Raw genomic sequence first — 20714 nt, 5'->3', positions numbered from 1 at the left:
CGCGTAATTAATACTTGCGTTCAACCATCATTTTCTTAGTTTCTGCAATCGCCTTCGCTGGGTTCAAGCCCTTTGGACAAGCGTTTGAACAGTTCATGATAGTGTGACAGCGGTAGAGACGGAATGGATCTTCAAGTTCATCCAGACGTTCACCTGTTGTCTCGTCACGGCTATCAATCAGCCAGCGGTATGCCTGCAAGAGGATAGCTGGGCCAAGATATTTATCACCGTTCCACCAGTAGCTTGGGCAAGAAGTAGAACAACAAGCACAAAGGATACACTCGTAAAGGCCATCAAGCTTTTTACGGTCCTCTGGTGATTGAAGGCGCTCTTCTTCAGGCGTTGGGCTCTGAGTACGCATCCACGGTTTGATCGAAGCATACTGCGCATAGAAGTTTGACATGTTCGGCACAAGATCCTTCACAACTTCCATGTGCGGAAGTGGTGTGATAGATACATCACCTTTCACATCTTCAATAGCAGTTGTACACGCCAAACCGTTTTTACCGTCGATGTTCATGGCACATGAACCACAAACACCTTCACGGCAGGAACGGCGGAACGTTACAGTACTGTCCATCTCATTTTTGATTTTAATGAGCGCATCCAGCACCATCGGACCACAGTTATCCATGTCTACTTCAAAAGTATCCATGCGCGGGTTTTCACCGTCATCCGGGTTCCAACGGTAAACACTAAAATTCTTGGTGTTTGTAGCACCATCAGCTTTTACAGATTTACCCTTACCAACTTTGGAGTTAGCGGGAAGTGAAAATTCAGCCATTGTTCATACCCTCCCTTAGTAAACCCGAGCTTTAGGTTTGATGTATTCAACTTCTTCAGTAAGCGTATAATCGTGCACTGGGCGCTCACCCATTGTCACTTTCTTACCGTCGAACCATGTCATTGAGTGCTTCATCCAGTTTACGTCATCACGGTCTGGATAATCTTCATGCATATGTGCACCGCGGCTTTCCTTACGCGCTGCAGCACCATGCATTGTAAGTACTGCCTGCGGGATCAGGTTCTGAAGCTCAAGCGTTTCGATAAGGTCACTGTTCCACACAAGTGAACGATCAGTTGTCTTAACGTCGCCAGCTTTTGCAGCCACCGCATCGATTTTCTCAACACCTTCTGCAAGAACTTCTTCTGTACGGAATACCGCACAGTTATTTTGCATCGTGCGCTGCATTTCAAGGCGAAGTTCCGCCGTTGGAATACCACCATCTGCATAGCGTGCTGCATCCAGACGACCAAGAGCCATTTCATCAAAGCCTTTTGGTAGAGGCTTAAACGCTTCGTTCTTGTTGATAGTTTCTGGAATACGCTTACCAACCGCGCGGCCAAATACCACAAGGTCAATAAGAGAGTTGGAACCAAGGCGGTTCGCACCGTGAACAGATACACAAGCAGCTTCACCAACCGCGAACAGGCCAGGTACAACCGCATCAGGATTGTCAGCTGTTGGGTTAATCACCTCACCATGATAGTTGGTTGGAATACCGCCCATGTTATAGTGAACTGTCGGAATAATCGGGATCGGCTCTTTGGTTACATCCACACCTGCGAAGATTTTCGCAGATTCAGAAATACCCGGCAGGCGCTCAGCGAGAATTGAAGGCTCAAGATGATCCAGATGAAGATACATATGATCTTTATCAGGACCAACACCACGGCCTTCACGGATTTCGTTAGAGATTGAACGAGATACCACATCGCGAGACGCAAGGTCTTTCGCAGACGGTGCATAACGTTCCATGAAACGCTCACCTTCAGAGTTGATCAGGATACCACCTTCACCGCGCGCGCCTTCTGTAATCAGAACGCCGGCACCGTAAATACCAGTTGGGTGGAACTGTACGAACTCAAGGTCTTGCATAGACAGACCAGCACGGAGAACCATACCACCGCCATCACCAGTACATGTGTGCGCTGATGTTGCAGAGAAGTAAGCACGGCCATAGCCACCTGTTGCAAGCACAACAGACTTGGCACGGAAGGCGTGGATAGAACCATCTTCCATGTTCATGGCAATCACACCGCGACATTCGCCGTCTTCCATAATCAGGTCGATCGCGAAATACTCAATGTAGAAATCACTGTCATACTTCAAAGACTGCTGGTAAAGCGCATGAAGCATCGCGTGGCCAGTACGGTCAGCCGCCGCACATGTACGCTGTGCCGCAGGGCCTTCACCGAACTCAGTTGTCATACCACCAAACGCACGCTGGTAAATCTTACCTTCTTCTGTACGAGAGAATGGCACACCGTAGTGCTCAAGCTCGTAAACAGCAGCTGGTGCTTCGCGCACCATATATTCAATCGCATCCTGATCACCAAGCCAGTCAGAGCCTTTAACAGTGTCATACATATGCCACTGCCATGTATCTGGGCCCATGTTACCAAGGGATGCCGCGATACCACCCTGTGCTGCCACAGTGTGTGAACGTGTTGGGAAAACTTTTGTAATACATGCTGTACGTAGGCCAGCTTCCGCAAGGCCCATCGTTGCACGCAAACCAGAACCACCTGCGCCGACAACAACGGCATCATAGGTGTGATGTTCAATAGGATAAGCTGCAGTCATGGCCTAGCCCCCGAATGCAATACGTAGAACAGAAAAGATGCTGATTGCTGCAATCAGAATGCAAGCGAAGTTCACCATAATAAGCGAGAACATTTTTGTACCCGGCGTATGAACATAATCTTCAATCAACACCTGCAAACCAAGGCGCATATGATGCGTAAAGTTTGCAACGAATAAAATCATCAACACTGAAACCAGCGGCTGCTTAAGCCATGCCACCCATTCGTCGTGTCCTTTACCTGCATTTCCTACGAAGGAAACCACGAAAAAGATTACCAGTGGAATGTTGGCAAGCGCTGTGATGCGGTGTGTGAACCAGTGGTGGGTTCCATCCTTGGCAGAACCAAGGCCGCGCACTTTCGCGAGTGGTGTTTTATAATCTGTCATTTAAAGCACTCCCATCACTTTATAGGCTGCAACCCAGATCACGATTGTTAGGACAATCGAAACAACGAAAGTTGCTTTAGCGGAAAGAGTGTTCACTTTCAGATCATACAATTTGCCTGCATCCATATAAAGGTGGCGGATACCTGATGCTAAATGCTGCATCAGCGCAAATGTAAGACCGAACAGAACGATACGGCCAAGCGCTGAGCCTGCGTATCCCTGAACAGTGTTGAAGTAATCGTGCCCTGTTGCCATTGCAACGAGCCACCACGCAAGCAGGATTGAGCCAACAGCAAGAGCTGACCCTGTAGCACGGTGCAATATGGAAACAGCCATATGTGCACCCCAGCGGTAAACCTGAAGGTGGGGGGAAAGCGGACGCTTCGCTTTTGCCATGAAAAGTCCCCTGACAGAAATTAACATTGTTGACCCGGCGCCACTGACGGACGCTTTGATTCGAGTTTACTTTTAGCCTTCAACCCTATGCAACTGCAAGAAAAGATATCATTTTCGGGACAATATTTCGCACATGCAGCAATTAGAACTATCGTTGAGGAAAGATATTGCCTCATTCAAGCACAACTTCTAATTGTACAATCCAAATTTATAAAGCACTAGAATGACACAAAGGGGGATGGCGTCGTGCTCGTTGGATGTGGTATTAATTTTTTACTGTATTTCACATATTTTCGATAAACAGCGACCAACAAACTACACAAATCCCTATTGATCGATTTACCGGCCTACTAACTGCTCTGGATAATGTTTAAATATCTTCAGGTGGCACAACACTAGCGTATTTCATATCGCATAGAGGCCACCGTCACCTTCAGAAGGTGCCATCAACAATTACAGACAAACGAACTCTTTATAGGAGTATCCTGTAGGAGGGTTTTTAAAATACTACACTTTGTGAATACATTATTGATTATACCAGCATCTACTCAAACTTCCGCTAATTTAGTACCTGTTGAAACCATTTCGAACTAAAGTCTTACACTTTAGGAATAATGATGTATAACTCTTGTCGGGGGTAGAAGTCGCCAGATCTTCTACAAAATTGGGCATTCTTATTTTTCGGGGGAGAAATATGCTTAGATTTTTGTGCGTATTCACTGCACTTTTCTTCACAACATCCATGGAAGCAAGTGTACTTGCAAAAGACAAAATCATACCAGTTGAAGCTTTCTCAAAGCTTCCAAACATCAGTCAGCCAAAACTATCACCTAGCGGAACAAAGCTAGGTTTCTTTATCGACCTGAAAGGGAAAAGTGCCCTTTTTGTGCAAAATATTGACGGTGAGAACCCAAAGGTTATTCCGGCACCTGCAAATACCAGTATTGAGGCCTTCTACTGGAAAACCGACAATATCATGATTTTAACATCAGGCGGCACCAGTAAACGTGATGAATTTCGCACAAAGGTGCATGAAACACGGGTTCAATCATACGATCTAAAGAAAAACAAACTTCGTTGGCTTGCTAAACCGAAGAAAAACAAGCGTATGTCGCAGAATGAGCGTATCGTGGATCTTCTTCTTGATGATCCTGACCATGTGCTTCTGCAAATGGATTTTGAGCTTGATGGCGCTTCAACCGTTTACAAAGCAAATGTTCATTCTGGTAAATATCGCTCCGTTAAACCTGCACGTCAGGGTATTCAAAACTGGTTTACAGATTACAGTTCTGAAGTACGCTTAGGGACTGGTTTCTCAGGAGAAACATTTAACATTCGCTTTAAAAATGCTAAAGGCGAATGGCAGGATCTTTCAAACACAGATTGGTACCAGAAATACACTTTTGAAGGTTTCACAACAGACCCCAATATCATTTATGTAAGTGGCCAAACAGATCACGGTACTAATGGCCTTTTCACTCTTGATCTGCAATCCGGTGAAATTGTGGAAAGCCTGTTTATCCATGAAATGGTCGATATGGATTTTATTACCTTAAATCCTATCACTAACAAGCCAGCAGGCGTGACATACACAACTGATTTCCAGCACACGAAATATTTTGATAAAACACTATCAAAAATTCAGCGCAGCATTGCTAAGGCTCTTAAAAGCAAAAACGTAACATTGATCAGCTCTGCCCGCGATAGAGAGCTCTATATGTTTGTGCTCTCTAATGATACGGACCCTGGCAGTTATTATGTATATGACCGGGAAAATAAAAAACTGGGCTATTTCGCTTCAGCCAGAGATTTCATTGATCCGAAACAAATGGCTTCAGTTTTATCTGTAAACGTTCCAACACGGGATGATGATGCAGTACCTACATACATCACCGTACCAAATGGCATTGAAACACCGAAAAACATGCCAACGATTATCCTACCACACGGTGGTCCATACGGTGTTAGAGATGATGCACACTGGAATTACTGGACACAGTTTTATGCAAGCCGTGGATACTTGGTAGTTCAGCCTAATTTCCGTGGTTCCGGCGGTTATGGCGACCACCACTATGCCAAAGGTGTAAAACAGTGGGGTGGTTTGATGCAAGATGATGTTACTGACGCTACAAAGTGGGTTATTGATCAAGGCTATACTGATCCTGAAAAAGTATGCATTGTTGGTTGGTCATATGGTGGCTACGCTTCACTTATGGGACCAATCAAGGAACCAGGCCTTTATAAATGTGCCATTTCCATTAACGGTGTTGCCAATCTACCGCGTCTCAAGGTGACAGATAAGAAAAGCACCATTGGTGGTAGTGCCTGGATCAAACGAATGGGGCACGAGGATAAAAACGATAGAGACGTTTCCCCTTACCACCGCGCAACTGAGTTCAATATTCCTGTAATGCTTATTGCAACAAAAGATGATGCTCGTGTTCCATACGAACATTCAGCTGATATGCATAAAGCACTTAAAAAACAAGGTACAAAGAGCGAATATATCCTGTTCGAAGAAGGCGGACATTCCATGTATACCTCTGACAACAGAAAGAAGATGTTGGAAGCAACAGAGAAGTTCCTGAAAGAACATCTTGGTAGCTAAGATATTTTGCGTATAGCAAAATAAAATTTAATGAGGCCAGCATGACAGTATTTTCACCGCATGAAGGAACATGTGTAAATTGCGAAAATACCATTACTGGCCTCTACTGCAATCAGTGTGGGCAAAAAACCGATACTCAGCGACTTGAAATTAAGACACTTCTTGGTGGCGCTTTTAAAGCGCTTATGGAACTGGATTCAAAAGTATTCCGAACAATTAAAGAACTTACCCTGAACCCCGGCCAAGTTGCTCTTAATTACATAGGTGGTGCGCGCGTTGCTTACCTGAACCCGGTGAAATACTGCATCACCATTTTCGCACTTATTCTGGCGATTATGCATCTCTCTGGCCAGATTGACCAAACTGTAGAGAAAGTAACCACAGCCAATCTGGCGTGGCAGGAACAATCAAAAGACTTAAATGACGCTGTTCTCAAGTATGCAAAAGCTCGGCAAAAAGCCACCGTTGAGGTTTACTCAGAGTACCTTCAACCAATGCAATTGATACTGATCCCAATTGCAGCCCTTTTCCTGAGGTTACTACATTATAGAAAACGCAGAAACTATGCCGAGGTTGCCAGTTTTCTCTGTTATATCTTCGCGCATACGGCCCTGATCAATATTCCCATTCTTCTCACTATGCTTCTCTTCGGCATGCTTTCTTATTTTAATCTATGGGTTTATTCAGCAGTTCTTCTGTTCATGTTTGCGTATGGTTCAAAAGTTTTCTTTAAGCTAACTTGGTCTGGCTTGTTGATCTCTCTGCTTTTATCCACAGCCATATATTTTGCCTTAGCCGGTTTAACTATATCCGTCGCAGCAGAACTAAGGATGGCGGGTTATATATAGAGGCCGATATACTGCTAGTGGCCAATATCAGCAATTGCTTCGGCAGTTGCTTTTATCTTTCTAGCTTGCTCTACATGTAGTTCTTCAATCATCTTGCCGTCCAGCACCGCCACACCTTTGCCATCGGCTTTTGCCTTATCAAAAGCACTAATCATACGTTCCGCAAAGGCAACTTCTTCAGGAGATGGAGCAAAAACATTATTCACCGTTTCAATCTGCGAAGGATGGATAAGGGTTTTACCATCAAAACCCATTGCCTTCGCCTGTTCGCATTCAGCATGTAATCCTTCAGTGTTTTTAAAATCATTATAAACACCATCCAGAATAGTGATATCTCGTGTACGTGCCGCGAGCATGGCAAGCCCAAGAGCTGTAATGACCGGCTCTCTTGATGGCGTATGGCTTGCCCCCAAATCTTTCACTAAATCATTAGTACCAATCACTACACACTGAAGCCGTTCTGACGCGCCCACAATTTCCTGTGCGTTCAAGAACCCAAGTGGTGTTTCCATCATGGCCCAAATCGCTGTATCCATATCGCCTTGAGCCAAAAGAGCACCAGCAATGGCTTTCACATCATTCGCCGATTCAATCTTCGGCACTAAAATAGCATCCGGTTTAACAGATGCAGCGGCGGCCAGATCATCTTGCCACCAATCAGTATTCAAGCCATTGATGCGAATGATACGTTCCCTGTGGCCGTACTCACCAAATTTGATGGTGGCTACTGCCTGTTCTCGTGCTTCTTCCTTAGCGTCCGGGCTAACCGCATCTTCGAGATCAAAAATCACAGCGTCACAGGCCAGTGTTTTCGCTTTTTCAAGTGCACGTGCGTTACTGGCAGGCATAAATAGAACACTGCGACGGGGGCGAAAATCAGACACTGCGAAATCCTTCATAAAGGTAGAAAAAAAAGCCCGAGCATTCTACCCGGGCTTTCGTAATTATCCAGTACTGGATTATCTAATGTGGCAATTTACCAACCACACGAACGGTTTTTGTTTTGCTCATCAAGCCATTCTTTAAGCGGTGCGAAATATGCCACAACGGAAGAACCATTCATCTCACGTGTTCCTGTGAACACTTCAAGAGCATCAGGCCACGGCTTTGATGAACCCAGTTCCTGCATTGCCTTAAACTTGGCGCCAACTTCCTTGTTGCCGTAAATAGAACAACGGTGCAGTGGACCTTCCCAACCAGCATCTTCACAGGCTGTCTGGTGGAACTGGAACTGTAGAATATGTGCCAGGAAGTAACGTGTGTAAGATGTGTTATTCGGGATATGATATTTGGCACCCGGATCAAACGCATCAGCTGGGCGCTCATTCGGTGCTTTCACACCCTGGTATTTCTCACGCAGTTGCCACCAGGCATCATTGTAGCCTGCTGGTGTTACTTCACCAGAAAACACCTTCCAGCGCCACTGATCAACCATCAAGCCAAACGGTAGGAACGCTACCTTTTCAAGCGCCTGCTTCATAAGAAGTGGAATATCTGCATCAGCTGATGGCACTTCATCAATCAAGCCAATTGTTTTCAGATATTCTGGTGTGATGGAAAGCGCGATCATATCACCAATTGCTTCATGGAAGCCGCCGTGCGCACCGCCTTGATCAAGACCAGACTGGTGTTTGTAAGCACGCTGGTAGATGTTATGGCCAACTTCATGGTGCATGGTGGCAAAATCTTCACCATTCACCTTTGTACACATCTTAATACGGATATCGTCTTTCGCATCCAGGTTCCATGCAGAAGCATGGCACTGCACTTCCCGGTCACGCGGCTTCACAAACAGTGAACGTTCCCAGAATGTGTCCGGCAGTGGTTCAAAACCAAGCGACTGGAAGAAATCATCCGCAGCACCTGCCATTTTCCTCGCGTCATACCCATTGGCTACAAGGCGCTCTGTAAGATCAAAGGTTTTGGCATCACCTTCAGGCTTCACCATATCATAGATATTGCCCCAGCTCTGTGCCCACATATTACCGAGCAGGTGTGCTGGAATAGCTTCAGTTTTTGAGACAACTTCATCGCCATAGTTTTCATTAAGCTTGGCCCGTACATGACAGTGAAGAGAATCATAAAGTGGCTTCACCTGCCCCCAGAGACGGTCAGCTTCACCCGCGAAATCTTCCATTTCATACTGGCCGCGCCACATGCCGCCAATATCATCAAAACCCATTTCAATGGCGCCTTCGTTGGCAATTTCCACCATGCGAGCATATTGATCTTTCATCGGCACGGAAACTTCACGCCAGCCATTCCATGCTTCAAGAAGCTTAGCAGGATCACGTTCTCTCGCGAGCACATCAGAAGCATCACCAAGCGTAGCTTCTTTACCGTCCAGCGTAAGTTTACCCGTTGCATATGTTGCCCCAAGATTTGCCTTGATGGTCGCAAGTTCTGCAGTACGCTCTTTATTCTGAGGAGCTGGCAGATCAAGAAGGAACTTCAGCTTGTTAAACTTCCGGCGCAGTTCGGCAGGCATTTCAACGTCATTAAAGCGCTTTGCCTTTGTAGCCAAATCAACGGTAAGAAGCGTGAATTTTTCATCAGCGCTTGCAGCTAGTTGGTTTGTATCTGTGGTTACGAAATTTGCCTGCACCCAAAGAGCGCGACCATAAGCCAAACCTTCAGCATCTAGTTGTTTTTCCGCATCCAAGATAAAAGCCTGAGCTTCCGCAAGCGTTGGTGTTCTTTCAGCCTGTACTGCAACACGGGCATCATTAGTTGCTGGCGAACATGCAGCCATCACCATGGATGCCGCAGTCAAAATCGCAAGTTTTGATAAACCGGATTTCATATTCCTCATATCAAGCCCCTCCTGATAGATTTTGTTATATTATTCACCTATCCGGTCTGACAAATCCGGCCATCACTGTCAACCGAACATAACTTACAGACAGTCAAGCAAAGTTAAACCGAAGTAAAATACAGCTTTCTTTTCAACACAATTTAGTAAAGTATATGCATAGGGGTAATAAGAAGGTGCTGCTATGTCATATATGCCAGATACCGTTCAGAGTTTTGGAAGTAATTTAGAAATCAATCCCACCATCAAGGCCTTACTAGAAGGCTTGGCAAACGTTTCCGGCATAACCTATCTGAAAGCAGTTTCTAAAAGCATATGTGATGCGCTCGGCGCTGATATCGCACTCGTTGGGCAATTAAGCGAAGACCGCCAAAGCATGCAAACCATCGCTATGTACCGTTTTGGCGAACATGTTGATGATCTTCAATATGGCCTTAAGGGCACACCGTGCGCAGAAACGGTCACTCGCGATTACTGCATATACCGTAAAGGTGTTCAGCATGAATTCCCCGATGATCAGGATTTAGTGGACGATGCCATTGAAGGCTATATCGGCTATCCGCTCATCGATGAAAACGGCAAAACAATAGGGGCTATCATTGCTCTCAGCCAGCAGCCTATCGAAGTAGACAGCCTGATCATGGATTTCGCACGCATCGCCGCGGCCAGAACCAGAGCAGAATTGCAGCATTATATCTTGCAGAAAAAACTACAGGATACGCTGAGCGATTCCTTAATACTGAACTATACAAAATCTATGTTTATGGCGAATATCAGCCACGAAATGCATAATCCACTTGCCTCCATGATTGGATATGCAGCCCTTATCAGGGACGGTCAAGTCGACCCAAAAGAAGTTAGGGATTTTGCCAATAGCATATGTACCATTGGTGAAACGCTGCAAGCGCTTGTCAGCGATATTATCTCTCTCTCCTCGCTGGAGCTTTGGGGCAATTCAATTGCCAGGGAAACTTTTGATTTAACGGATACCGCGATTGCTGGCAAACGTATGCAAATGCAACAGGCCGCCAGCAAAAACCTTAAGATATTGCCAATTAAGCAAACTGAACCTGTTTATATAACTGGCGATGTTACTCTCACCAAAAAAGCACTTCTAAATGTGCTTATTAATGCTGTGAAATATACAGAAAATGGCGAGATTGAAATCAGCGTTTCCAAAGATGAAAATGGCGCTGAGATAGCGGTTAAAGATACTGGCATTGGTATGTCTGCCGCGAAGATATCTGTGATCACCAAGCCTATGAAAGATATTGGCAGCACTTATGAATTTCATCAAAATGGTTCAGGGTTAGGGATACCACTCTCTATCATGATGATGGAAAAACAAGGCGGCCAGCTTTCTATTGAAAGTGAAGAGGGTGAAGGCACAACAGTACGCCTACATTTCCCAAAAGAACTGCTGTCAGACAAAGAAGGCGACTTTATCTAAAGCCGCCTTCCCTTGAATTCTAATTGTCAGCACTGCTTATCCAGCAGAAATAAGGCCTTGGTTCACAAGAGATTCTGCAATCTGTACAGCGTTCAGTGCTGCACCCTTACGCAGATTATCTGAAACCACCCAGATATTCAGGCCGTTTTTAACGGTTTTATCTTCACGGATGCGAGAAATGTATGTTGCAAAATCACCCACACATTCTGTTGGTGTTGTGTAACCACCATCTTCGCGCTTATCCACAACCAAACAGCCCGGTGCTTCCCGAAGGATTTCACGCGCTTCAATATGGCTGATCGGTTTTTCAAACTCGATATTTACAGCTTCTGAGTGACCAATGAATACAGGCACACGCACACATGTTGCTGTTAGCTCAATATCTGGATCAAGCATCTTGTGTGTTTCAGCAACCATCTTCCACTCTTCTTTGGTGGAACCATCATCCATAAACACATCGATGTGCGGGATAACGTTGAAAGCAATCTGCTTCGGGTACACTTCGTTTACGATAGGATCGTTTACAAACACAGCGCGTGTCTGGTTGAAGAGCTCATCCATCGCAGCATTACCAGAACCAGAAACAGACTGGTATGTAGACACAACCACACGCTTGATTTTCGCGGCGTCATGAAGTGGCTTCAGCGCCACAAGCATCTGTGCAGTTGAACAGTTTGGGTTCGCAATGATGTTTTTCTTAGAGAAGCCTTCAAGCGCCTTTGCGTTCACCTCTGGCACAACAAGTGGTACATCAGGGTCCATACGGTAAAGTGATGAGTTATCAATCACCACACAACCGGCTTCTGCAAACTTTGGCGCGAACTCTTTTGAAACACCTGAACCCGCTGCAAAAAATGCGATATCAACACCTTTTGGATCAAAAGTATCCAGCGCTACGATATCGAGATCTTTATCACCGTAACCCACCTGTTGACCGATGGATTTTCGGGATGCAATCGCGATAACTTCCTTAGCTGTGAAACCACGCTCAGCTAGAATATTAAGTACTTCACGACCGACATTACCAGTCGCACCTACAACAGCGACACGAAAACCCATTATACTCTCCTGTGGGTAAAAAATTTTGAGGCTCCTTAATGACGGGAGCCCCCTTAATGGTCAAACACTAATGCATAGTGTGGTGAATCAATTTTTCTTATTCCACTATACTAGCCAAGCGCTTTAAGGATACCGTCTCCCATGCCTTCAGTATTCACTTCTGTCATACCATCAGACAGCAGATCTCCTGTTCTCAGCCCCTGAGCTAGCGCCTCGGATACTGCAGCCTCAACCTTGTCCGCTGCATCACCCATATTCAGGCTGTAGCGAAGTGCCATAGCAAAACTGAGAATAGCAGCGATTGGGTTTGCAATACCCTGTCCTGCAATATCAGGGGCTGAACCGTGAACAGGTTCATAAAGCCCCGGCCCACCATCACCAAGCGAAGCAGAAGGCAGCATACCAAGCGAGCCCGTAAGCATAGCTGCTGCATCAGAAAGAATATCCCCAAACAAATTATCGGTAAGGATCACATCAAACTGCTTTGGTGCTTTCACAAGCTGCATAGCACAGTTATCTGCAAGAATATGTTCAAGCTTCACATCAGAGTATTCTTCCGCATGAAGTTTGGTTACTTCTTCTCTCCACAAGAGGCCCGCCTCCATTACATTGGCTTTTTCAGCACTGTGCACACGCCCACCACGCTTACGCGCCATATCAAAGGCTACGCGGGAAATTCGGATAATTTCAGCATCCGTATAGCGCTGTGTGTTGATACCAACACGGCCACCACCCGGCAATTCTTCAATACCGCGTGGTTCACCAAAATAAACACCGCCCGCAAGTTCCCGAACGAACAGAATATCAAGGCCTGCAACCAGATCACGCTTCAGGCTTGATGCATCCGCAAGCGCATCAAAGCACATAGCCGGGCGCAAATTCGCAAACAAATCAAGATCTTTACGGAGGCGTAATAAACCAGCTTCCGGGCGCTTATCATAATCAGTTTTGCCGTCCCACTTGGGGCCACCAACACAGCCCATGACAATAGCGTCTGATGCTTTAGCTTTTGCAAGTGTATCATCTGAAAGTGGCACACCTTCCGTATCATATGCGCAGCCACCAATAAGGCCTTCATCCACATTGAAAGTAACACCGTAAGCGCCTTCAACCCACGCCATTACACGGCGAACCTGCGCCATAATTTCTGGGCCGATGCCGTCACCCGGCAAAAGCATAATATTATGTGTTGTCATAATGTATTAAATCCCTTGCCGCTTATGCCCGGTAGAGCCACGGTGTCATATGTTTTTGCTTTTCTTCAAAGGCGGAAATTGCGGCCGATGCCTGAAGCGTTTGTCCAATACTATCAAGCCCGTTCAGCAGCATATGTTTGTGTGCCGCGTTATAGTCAAACTCATATTTGCTGTTGCCAACTTCTACGGTCTGATCTTCAAGGTTCACCGTAATATCCTGCCCGCCTTCGGCAGCCATAGCAATTGCATCCACCTCGGCCTGAGGCAGTGCCACTGTAAGGATACCGTTTTTCACACAGTTACCCGCGAAAATATCAGCAAAGCTTGGTGCTATAATACAGCGGAAACCAAGTTCGGCGATCGCCCACGGTGCATGCTCACGGCTTGAACCACAGCCAAAGTTATCACCGGTTACAAGAATTTTCGCTCCTTTATAACGGTCACTATCAAAAACATTATCTGCAATACGGTTACCATCCGCGTCAAAACGAACCGTTTCGAATGCATGCTCACCAAACCCTGTGCGTTTGATTGATTTCAGATGCTTCGCCGGGATAATGATATCCGTATCAACATTCGCCCGCATATAAGGGGTTGCGATTGAGGTTACCTGCGTAAATTTTTCCATCTCTCTTCCCCCGCCTTAAAAATCACGAACATCAACAAAATGGCCAGCAATTGCCGCAGCTGCTGCCATCGCAGGGCTTACAAGATGCGTACGCGCACCGGGGCCCTGTCGCCCAACAAAATTCCGGTTACTTGTGGAAGCAACATGCTCACCTGCACCTGCTTTATCAGGATTCATAGCAAGGCACATAGAGCACCCCGGCTCCCGCCATTCAAAACCTGCGTCTGTGAGAACTTTATCAAGCCCTTCAGCTTCCGCTTGCTCTTTTACCAGGCCTGAACCCGGTACAACAATCGCTTCTATAATCCGGTCGGCAATCTTTCTACCCTTAGCGATTTCCGCCACTGCACGAATATCCTCTATGCGACTGTTAGTGCATGAACCCACGAACACTCGGTCTACCGGGATATCTGTAATTGCCTGCCCTTCTTCCAGCCCCATATATTTCAGTGCTGCCTCTAATGATGCACTCTTATGCTCATCCTGAATATCCGATGCTTCTGGTACAAAACCAGTAACAGGTGCTACATCCTCCGGGCTTGTGCCCCACGTTACCTGCGGCACGATATCATCGCCGTTTAATATGACCTCCGTATCAAACGAAGCACCTTCATCGGAGCCCAGCGTTTTCCAGTAGCTAACAGCGGCATCCCACTGCCCTGCTTTTGGAGACTTTGGCTTGCCTCTTAGATACTCAAAAGTTTTCTCATCAGGCGCCACAAGGCCCGCGCGCGCTCCTGCTTCAATCGACATATTACAGAGCGTCATCCGGCCTTCCATCGAAAGCCCTTCGATAACCGAACCTGCATATTCAATAACATAGCCCGTGCCGCCGCCAGTACCGATCTTGCCAATAATGGCAAGCGCCACATCTTTGGCCGTGCAGCCAACAGGCAAGGTACCATTCACTGTTACCCGCATGTTCTTGGATTTCTTAAGAACCAGTGTTTGGGTTGCCATTACATGCTCAACCTCACTGGTACCGATACCGAACGCAAGCGCACCAAAAGCACCGTGGGTAGAGGTATGACTATCACCACACACCAGTGTTACACCTGGTTGGGTAAAGCCCTGCTCCGGGCCGATCACGTGCACAATGCCCTGCCGCACATCATCCATAGCAATATACTCAAGGCCGAACTCTTTCACGTTCGCTTCAAGGGCTGTGAGTTGTGCCGTAGACATTGGATCAGGGTTCGGAAGATGCCTGTTTTTCGTAGGTACGTTATGATCCGGCACTGCGATAATACTATCGGATCTGTGGATTTTACGGCCAGCTGCACGAAGCCCATCAAAAGCCTGAGGGCTTGTTACTTCATGCACCAGATGCCTGTCGATATAGAGGAGAGCCACACCACCTTCACGCTCTTCAACAACATGGTGTTCCCAAATCTTATCATACATCGTTTGTGGCATGGTACCTGACATGAAAATGCTCCGCTCATCGCCGGTTAAATCACATATCCCGCCTTTGGCCTGATTGACCCAATGATATCAGACAATAAAAAACGGGAGCAGGAAATTAATCCTGCCCCCGTTCTTTAATCTCGCCTCCAGTACTAAGCAACTTAATAATAGCTTAAATGCTGAATTTTGAAATATTATTTCAAAGACTTATTTCCTCATCCAGTCTTTGCGCTCAGCGATACGAGCAGCCTTACCAGTACGGCCACGTAGGTAGTAAAGCTTCGCACGACGTACTTTACCGCGACGCACAACAGTGATGTTGTCTACAGCTGGACCATAAAGTGGGAATACACGCTCAACGCCTTCGCCGTAAGAAAGTTTGCGAACTGTGAAGTTAGAGCTGATACCCTTGTTAGCACGTGCGATACATACACCTTCAAACGCCTGAATACGCTCACGCTCGCCTTCGCGAACTTTAACGTCTACGCGAAGTGTATCACCAGCACCAAATGTTGGGATTTCTTTACCTTCAGTAAGTTTAGCAATCTGTTCTTGCTCTAGTTTTTCAATAATATTCACGATATTATTCCTTTTCTTCTTTTTCCCGCACATAGGTCGACCAGAGATCCGGCCGGCGTATACGAGTCAACTCTTCCGCTTTTTCGCGGCGCCATTCAGCGACTTTTTTATGGTGCCCGCTTGTTAGCACCTCCGGAATTTCTTTGCCCTCCCAAACCTGTGGTCTGGTATATTGAGGGTATTCAAGAAGCCCCGATGTAAAACTCTCTTCATCCAGCGTGCTCATCTTCCCCATCACACCGGGGATAAGCCGCACAACCGAATCCAGCATCACGATCGCTGCTGGCTCACCGCCTGACAGCACAAAATCACCAACACTGATTTCTTCAACCCCGCGCGCCTCAAGAACACGTTCATCAACGCCTTCGAAGCGTCCACACAAGATTGTAACACCACCTGCATCTTGCCATCGCTGCGCTTCAGATTGATCAAACCTTTTCCCGCGCGGGCTCATATAAACAAGTGGCCATTCTGGTTTCGCCTCAGCTCTCGCTGCATCAATGGCTTTCCCCAGAATATCAGCACGCATAACCATCCCCGGACCACCGCCCGCGGGGGTATCGTCAACTGAGCGGTGCTTATCGCTTGAAAAATCGCGGATGTCCAGTGTTTTCAGCGCCCACTTACCATCCCTTAACCCTTTCCCTGCAAGGGACTGGCCAAGGGTGCCCGGAAACATTTCGGGAAACAGGGTTAAAAGCTGCGCTGTAAACTGTGGTTCCATCAGTTTTGCCCTCCAGCGGCATCATCCGTATCTCTTTCTGATACTTGGCTTTTTTGCCACTCTGAGAAAGCTATTTCCACACGGCCAGCTTTAATATCCACCACCGGCACAAGTGCTTTACGGAACGGGATAAATACACTGCGCCCGAGGCCTTTTACTGGCTCGTTGAGGATAAGTTCCAGAAGATCTTCAGCACCAAAATTTTCAACAGACTTCACGAATCCAATTTCACTGCCTGATTCATCCACGGCCGTTAACGCGATCAGGTCAGCCAGATAAAACTCATCATCCTCTTCGACAGCGAATGTATCGCGCGGCACATAAAGGCGTTTGCCTTTCAGCTTCAGTGCATCTTCAGGATTAGTAACACCTTCCACACGCGCAACAAAACCATCTTTACTCGCACGTACCTTCTTAAGTGCTATTTTGGGACCAGCTGCACCATTATGAATATCGGCATAGGTAAAGATGGCTTCAGGTTCTTCCGTAAAAGACTTCAGCTTCACATCACCACGCACACCGTGGGAGCCCGCAAAGGCGCCGATACAAATCCAGTCACCTTCAATTCCAGCCTGGTTCTTTTCATTTGCTCGTGTCATTTTTTACCCACGGTCTAACATTTTATCTTATCAACGAGAGGCGCGAGTAGCATAAATTATGAGGATACTCAACTAACCTGTTCAAGCGCTTGCTTGCGGTAGTGCGTTACATTTCCAAGATCGACCATTGGGTCACCAAGGCGAGGATCCCTAAGTACCTGCATGAATTCAGCAAACTTCGGGTGTGTTTCCCGCCAGATACATTTTGTATCAAATTCCTCAGGCGACCAGGTACCCCAGTTACGGACAATCATAAAGTAAACAACATCCGCACCCATTTTCTTCGACAAATCCACATAGGCAGGCATTTCATGGAAATTGGTATCCTGCACCACAAAATCCATACGGAAATGAGTGAATTTCCCCTCTGCTCTGCGCTGTCCTAAAAACTCAAGGTTTTGCATCAGCAAACCCCAATCCCCACCTTTCCGGATCGGATCATAGGTTTCTGAAGTAGCAGCATCAGCACTTACCAGAATAAAACCGAGGTTATCGTGGATTTTATGAATACGGTCCCAATTTTTGGGCGTGAACATCACACCGTTTGTCTGAAGGTTCACGGTTAGATTAGGATAATCCGCCCCATCAAGGTCTGAAAGAAATTCACGGTATATTTTCGAAGCGAATGGATCACCCGAGCCTGTTACTTTGATAGAGAATTTATGATCTGATGGCTCACTGAAATACTCCTCCACCAGTTGGTTATGGAAATATTGTTTCTCATCAAACTCAGGCCCTTCAGTCAGCAAGATTTTATTCACTCGGCAACTTGGGCATTCTAGATTACACGAGCGATCATGAGAAAAATCAATCTCAACAGGTTTATCTTCAATCATCCGTTTTTGTTTCGAAATAATCTCAGCATATTTCGGGTTTTTCAGCGCCTCTTCAACGGTCGGCAAACTATCATTCTGAATAGAGGGGCAGATTTTCTTGCGGCAATAACGAAAGGAACCATCAAGGATAGACTCCCTGAATTTCTGTGAACTTTCCCCATTCCATAAATCACGAACATGGTTATCACGCGCATTACCAATAGGTAGATCAATCCAGCCCGGGCAGCATGAATACACATTACCGTTGCCGTGGATTTCCAGCTTTTCAAAGGGCAGAGAACAAAAGCGACCGGTCAGGTCTTTTTCTTCATTCAACAAACCTTGCTGATCATTAATTCGTTTGTTCTTTGGTTTCTTTTTACCAAAGATTTTCTTCAACAGGCCAATGTCAGCCATATCCACCCCCAACAGTCATATCGTGGGCACTGTTACTATCCTATAAATAATATACACACAACCATAAGGCAGGCATAAAAAAATGGTGCACGGAACGAACCGTACACCATCTTTAACAGCAAAAAGCGTGTGCTTATTCAGCAGCAGCTTCTTCTGAAGCTTCCGCAGCAGCGGCTGCAGCAGCTTCAGCTTTTTCTTTACGCTCTTCGATACGCTCTAGAGCTTTTTGACCAGGCTTCGCTTTGTTAGGGTTGTTGCGAACGCGTTTGTCAGCAACAATACCAGCAGCTTCAAGGAAGCGTAGCACACGGTCAGAAGGCTTCGCACCTTTGCCCATCCACTCTTTAATGCGGTCTTCGATAAGAATTACGCGGTTTTCGTCGTCTTTAGCGAGCATTGGGTTGTATGCGCCAACTTTCTCGATGAAACGACCATCACGAGGCATGCGGCTGTCAGCTACTACGATACGGTAGTAAGGACGTTTTTTTGCGCCACCACGTGCGAGACGAATTGCTAGTGCCATTTTAGTTTCCTTTCAGAATCCCAAACCAATATGGGATTATTCTCAAGTTTAGTTTTGCTCAATATCCGGTTCACCTTATCCCTTCAAAATAAAATCATTTTAAAGGGGGGGGCTCGCGCAAATTACTTGAGCAGTTTATCGAACCCAGGAGGAAGACCGCCGCCCGGCAAGCCACCGCCGCCAAGCATTCCGCCCATTCCACCAGGTAATCCAGGCATCCGGCCACCTTTGCCCATTTTGGACATTTTCTTCATCATCTTGGCCATTTGCATGTGCATTTTCAGGAGCTTATTCACCTCAGGCACACCAACGCCCGCACCAGCGGCAATACGCTTTTTGCGAGATGCATTGATAAGCTGTGGTTTCTTGCGCTCCGTCTTCGTCATAGAGCAGATGATTGCTTCCTGACGCTTGAACACTTTATCATCCACACCAGATTGGTTAAGCGCGCTCTTCATCTTGCCGATACCCGGCAACATATTAAGAACACCCTTCATACCGCCCAGCTTGGACATTTGCTGAAGCTGTGTTCTGAGATCATCAAGATCGAATTCGCCTTTGGCCATTTTCTTGGCCATTTTTTCAGCGTCTTCCTGCTCAATGGTTTCAGCAGCTTTTTCAACAAGACTTACAACGTCACCCATGCCGAGAATACGGCTGGCAACACGCTCAGGATGGAAATCTTCCAGCGCATCCATTTTCTCGCCCGTACCCGCAAGCTTGATCGGCTTGCCAGTAACTGCGCGCATGGAAAGCGCAGCACCACCACGACCATCACCATCCATACGGGTGAGAGCCACACCAGTGATACCTACCTGAGCATCAAATTCTTTCGCGACATTAACCGCGTCCTGACCAGTTAAGCTGTCGGCAACAAGAAGTGTTTCAAGCGGCTGCGTTGTATCGCGCACTGCTACTACTTCTGCCATCAGGCTTTGGTCAACATGAAGACGGCCCGCCGTATCAAGCATTACAACATCAAAACCCTGCAACTTGGCAGAATCCATAGCGCGTTTTGCGATATCAACAGGCATCTGCCCAGCAATGATTGGCAGCGTTTTCACACCAATCTGTTCACCGAGCACTTTAAGCTGCTCTTGCGCAGCCGGACGGCGTACGTCAAGCGACGCCATCAATACTTTTTTCTTATCTTTTTCTGTCAGGCGTTTAGCGATTTTCGCAGTTGTGGTCGTTTTACCAGAACCCTGCAAACCCACCATAAGGATTGCAACAGGCGGGACACCTGCCGTATTGATGGTGCTGGCTTCAGAACCAAGCATACCAACAAGTTCATCATTAACGATCTTAACAACCTGCTGGCCCGGTGTAACCGACTTAAGAACTTCCTGACCAACCGCTTTTTCAGTAACTTTTTTGATAAAGTCTTTAACAACCGGGAGCGCAACATCTGCTTCAAGAAGTGCTACACGCACTTCGCGCATCGCTGCAGAGACATCTGATTCCTTCAGCGCACCACGACGCGTCAGGCCATCAAAAATGCCACTCAACCGATCGGACAAACTATCAAACATACTCTCTTCACCTTCGTAAAAAGCGGTTCAAATTCAAAGCATTACAGAAAACATTCAAACCAAAGACCAATAGCACCAGTGGGCGAAACTCGCTGACTGGTGGGTATCACTGGGTAGACCTCAGTAGACACTCTCTAGCTATGTTGT

Annotated in this window: 19 protein-coding genes; 3 read left to right on the top strand and 16 right to left on the bottom strand. The window is 46.6% G+C overall.

The window, feature by feature from the left end; genetic code table 11:
- Window positions 1-7 precede the first annotated feature (7 nt).
- From KFE96_RS04695 to sdhC, 4 genes are read right to left on the bottom strand one after another with little or no spacing between them, the layout of a single operon-like run.
- Window positions 8-784 carry a succinate dehydrogenase iron-sulfur subunit gene (locus KFE96_RS04695; RefSeq protein ID WP_247015783.1) on the bottom strand — a complete coding sequence of 259 codons (777 nt, stop codon included), beginning with the start codon at window positions 782-784 and terminating at the stop codon, window positions 8-10.
- 15 nt (window positions 785-799) lie between these two features.
- Window positions 800-2587 carry a succinate dehydrogenase flavoprotein subunit gene (gene sdhA / locus KFE96_RS04690; RefSeq protein ID WP_255834844.1) on the bottom strand — a complete coding sequence of 596 codons (1788 nt, stop codon included), beginning with the start codon at window positions 2585-2587 and terminating at the stop codon, window positions 800-802.
- Between the two features lie 3 nt (window positions 2588-2590).
- Window positions 2591-2974 carry a succinate dehydrogenase, hydrophobic membrane anchor protein gene (gene sdhD, locus KFE96_RS04685; RefSeq protein WP_247015787.1) on the bottom strand — a complete coding sequence of 128 codons (384 nt, stop codon included), beginning with the start codon at window positions 2972-2974 and terminating at the stop codon, window positions 2591-2593.
- On the bottom strand, window positions 2975-3370 hold the full coding sequence (sdhC, locus tag KFE96_RS04680; RefSeq protein ID WP_247015789.1) for a succinate dehydrogenase, cytochrome b556 subunit: 396 nt from the start codon (window positions 3368-3370) through the stop codon (window positions 2975-2977).
- 694 nt (window positions 3371-4064) lie between these two features.
- On the opposite strand from sdhC, the gene KFE96_RS04675 reads away from it, so the two are divergent.
- Window positions 4065-5978, top strand: coding sequence for a S9 family peptidase (locus tag KFE96_RS04675; RefSeq protein ID WP_255834843.1), 1914 nt, complete (start codon window positions 4065-4067; stop codon window positions 5976-5978).
- A 41-nt stretch (window positions 5979-6019) separates the two neighbouring features.
- Window positions 6020-6826, top strand: a complete 807-nt coding sequence (locus KFE96_RS04670) for a DUF3667 domain-containing protein (protein WP_255834842.1) — start codon at window positions 6020-6022, stop codon at window positions 6824-6826.
- A gap of 14 nt (window positions 6827-6840) precedes the next feature.
- On the opposite strand, the gene KFE96_RS04665 is transcribed toward KFE96_RS04670, so the two are convergent.
- Both KFE96_RS04665 and KFE96_RS04660 read right to left on the bottom strand, forming a co-directional pair.
- Complete coding sequence (locus tag KFE96_RS04665) at window positions 6841-7710, bottom strand: CoA ester lyase (RefSeq protein ID WP_255834841.1); 870 nt, start codon at window positions 7708-7710, stop codon at window positions 6841-6843.
- A 92-nt stretch (window positions 7711-7802) separates the two neighbouring features.
- Window positions 7803-9638: a M2 family metallopeptidase gene (locus KFE96_RS04660; RefSeq protein WP_255834840.1), complete on the bottom strand. Its 1836-nt coding sequence runs from the start codon at window positions 9636-9638 to the stop codon at window positions 7803-7805.
- A gap of 184 nt (window positions 9639-9822) precedes the next feature.
- On the opposite strand from KFE96_RS04660, the gene KFE96_RS04655 reads away from it, so the two are divergent.
- Window positions 9823-11088, top strand: a complete 1266-nt coding sequence (locus KFE96_RS04655; protein WP_255834839.1) for a HAMP domain-containing sensor histidine kinase — start codon at window positions 9823-9825, stop codon at window positions 11086-11088.
- A 36-nt stretch (window positions 11089-11124) separates the two neighbouring features.
- Here KFE96_RS04655 and KFE96_RS04650 read toward each other — a convergent pair whose 3' ends face one another.
- The 10 genes from KFE96_RS04650 to ffh form a co-directional block, all read right to left on the bottom strand.
- Entirely contained in the window at window positions 11125-12147 is a 1023-nt protein-coding gene (locus KFE96_RS04650) for an aspartate-semialdehyde dehydrogenase (protein WP_255834838.1), read from the bottom strand.
- 110 nt (window positions 12148-12257) lie between these two features.
- Window positions 12258-13343, bottom strand: a complete 1086-nt coding sequence (gene leuB, locus KFE96_RS04645) for a 3-isopropylmalate dehydrogenase (RefSeq protein ID WP_255834837.1) — start codon at window positions 13341-13343, stop codon at window positions 12258-12260.
- A 22-nt stretch (window positions 13344-13365) separates the two neighbouring features.
- The gene (gene leuD / locus KFE96_RS04640) at window positions 13366-13971 is read right to left on the bottom strand and encodes a 3-isopropylmalate dehydratase small subunit (RefSeq protein ID WP_255834836.1); all 606 of its coding nucleotides are present in this window, start codon (window positions 13969-13971) and stop codon (window positions 13366-13368) included.
- Window positions 13972-13986: 15 nt separating this feature from the next.
- Entirely contained in the window at window positions 13987-15399 is a 1413-nt protein-coding gene (leuC, locus tag KFE96_RS04635; RefSeq protein ID WP_255834835.1) for a 3-isopropylmalate dehydratase large subunit, read from the bottom strand.
- Between the two features lie 186 nt (window positions 15400-15585).
- Window positions 15586-15957 carry a 50S ribosomal protein L19 gene (gene rplS / locus KFE96_RS04630; protein ID WP_370650533.1) on the bottom strand — a complete coding sequence of 124 codons (372 nt, stop codon included), beginning with the start codon at window positions 15955-15957 and terminating at the stop codon, window positions 15586-15588.
- Between the two features lie 4 nt (window positions 15958-15961).
- The gene (gene trmD, locus KFE96_RS04625) at window positions 15962-16681 is read right to left on the bottom strand and encodes a tRNA (guanosine(37)-N1)-methyltransferase TrmD (protein WP_255834833.1); all 720 of its coding nucleotides are present in this window, start codon (window positions 16679-16681) and stop codon (window positions 15962-15964) included.
- Window positions 16681-17280, bottom strand: coding sequence for a ribosome maturation factor RimM (gene rimM / locus KFE96_RS04620; RefSeq protein ID WP_255834832.1), 600 nt, complete (start codon window positions 17278-17280; stop codon window positions 16681-16683). The genes trmD and rimM overlap by 1 nt, the downstream gene beginning before the upstream one ends.
- 68 nt (window positions 17281-17348) lie before the next feature.
- Complete coding sequence (locus KFE96_RS04615; RefSeq protein ID WP_255834831.1) at window positions 17349-18512, bottom strand: SPASM domain-containing protein; 1164 nt, start codon at window positions 18510-18512, stop codon at window positions 17349-17351.
- A 133-nt stretch (window positions 18513-18645) separates the two neighbouring features.
- A complete protein-coding gene (gene rpsP / locus KFE96_RS18245) occupies window positions 18646-19035 on the bottom strand; it encodes a 30S ribosomal protein S16 (RefSeq protein ID WP_370650532.1) in 390 nt (129 codons plus the stop codon).
- 122 nt (window positions 19036-19157) lie between these two features.
- Complete coding sequence (gene ffh, locus KFE96_RS04605) at window positions 19158-20567, bottom strand: signal recognition particle protein (RefSeq protein WP_255834830.1); 1410 nt, start codon at window positions 20565-20567, stop codon at window positions 19158-19160.
- Window positions 20568-20714 lie beyond the last annotated feature (147 nt).

This window comes from Kordiimonas sp. SCSIO 12603 (assembly GCF_024398035.1).
In the GTDB taxonomy this organism is placed as follows: Bacteria; Pseudomonadota; Alphaproteobacteria; order Sphingomonadales; family Kordiimonadaceae; genus Kordiimonas.
This window is presented reverse-complemented; position numbering and strand designations above follow the sequence as displayed.

What these genes read in the sequence shown, in the direction of transcription:
- KFE96_RS04695 (WP_247015783.1), bottom strand. Translation starts at nt 784, where the DNA reads ATGGCTGAATTTTCACTTCCCGCTAACTCCAAAGTTGGTAAGGGTAAA.
- sdhA (WP_255834844.1), bottom strand. Translation starts at nt 2,587, where the DNA reads ATGACTGCAGCTTATCCTATTGAACATCACACCTATGATGCCGTTGTT.
- sdhD (WP_247015787.1), bottom strand. Translation starts at nt 2,974, where the DNA reads ATGACAGATTATAAAACACCACTCGCGAAAGTGCGCGGCCTTGGTTCT.
- sdhC (WP_247015789.1), bottom strand. Translation starts at nt 3,370, where the DNA reads ATGGCAAAAGCGAAGCGTCCGCTTTCCCCCCACCTTCAGGTTTACCGC.
- KFE96_RS04675 (WP_255834843.1), top strand. Translation starts at nt 4,065, where the DNA reads ATGCTTAGATTTTTGTGCGTATTCACTGCACTTTTCTTCACAACATCC.
- KFE96_RS04670 (WP_255834842.1), top strand. Translation starts at nt 6,020, where the DNA reads ATGACAGTATTTTCACCGCATGAAGGAACATGTGTAAATTGCGAAAAT.
- KFE96_RS04660 (WP_255834840.1), bottom strand. Translation starts at nt 9,638, where the DNA reads ATGAGGAATATGAAATCCGGTTTATCAAAACTTGCGATTTTGACTGCG.
- KFE96_RS04655 (WP_255834839.1), top strand. Translation starts at nt 9,823, where the DNA reads ATGTCATATATGCCAGATACCGTTCAGAGTTTTGGAAGTAATTTAGAA.
- KFE96_RS04650 (WP_255834838.1), bottom strand. Translation starts at nt 12,147, where the DNA reads ATGGGTTTTCGTGTCGCTGTTGTAGGTGCGACTGGTAATGTCGGTCGT.
- leuB (WP_255834837.1), bottom strand. Translation starts at nt 13,343, where the DNA reads ATGACAACACATAATATTATGCTTTTGCCGGGTGACGGCATCGGCCCA.
- leuD (WP_255834836.1), bottom strand. Translation starts at nt 13,971, where the DNA reads ATGGAAAAATTTACGCAGGTAACCTCAATCGCAACCCCTTATATGCGG.
- leuC (WP_255834835.1), bottom strand. Translation starts at nt 15,399, where the DNA reads ATGTCAGGTACCATGCCACAAACGATGTATGATAAGATTTGGGAACAC.
- trmD (WP_255834833.1), bottom strand. Translation starts at nt 16,681, where the DNA reads ATGGAACCACAGTTTACAGCGCAGCTTTTAACCCTGTTTCCCGAAATG.
- rimM (WP_255834832.1), bottom strand. Translation starts at nt 17,280, where the DNA reads ATGACACGAGCAAATGAAAAGAACCAGGCTGGAATTGAAGGTGACTGG.
- KFE96_RS04615 (WP_255834831.1), bottom strand. Translation starts at nt 18,512, where the DNA reads ATGGCTGACATTGGCCTGTTGAAGAAAATCTTTGGTAAAAAGAAACCA.
- rpsP (WP_370650532.1), bottom strand. Translation starts at nt 19,035, where the DNA reads ATGGCACTAGCAATTCGTCTCGCACGTGGTGGCGCAAAAAAACGTCCT.
- ffh (WP_255834830.1), bottom strand. Translation starts at nt 20,567, where the DNA reads ATGTTTGATAGTTTGTCCGATCGGTTGAGTGGCATTTTTGATGGCCTG.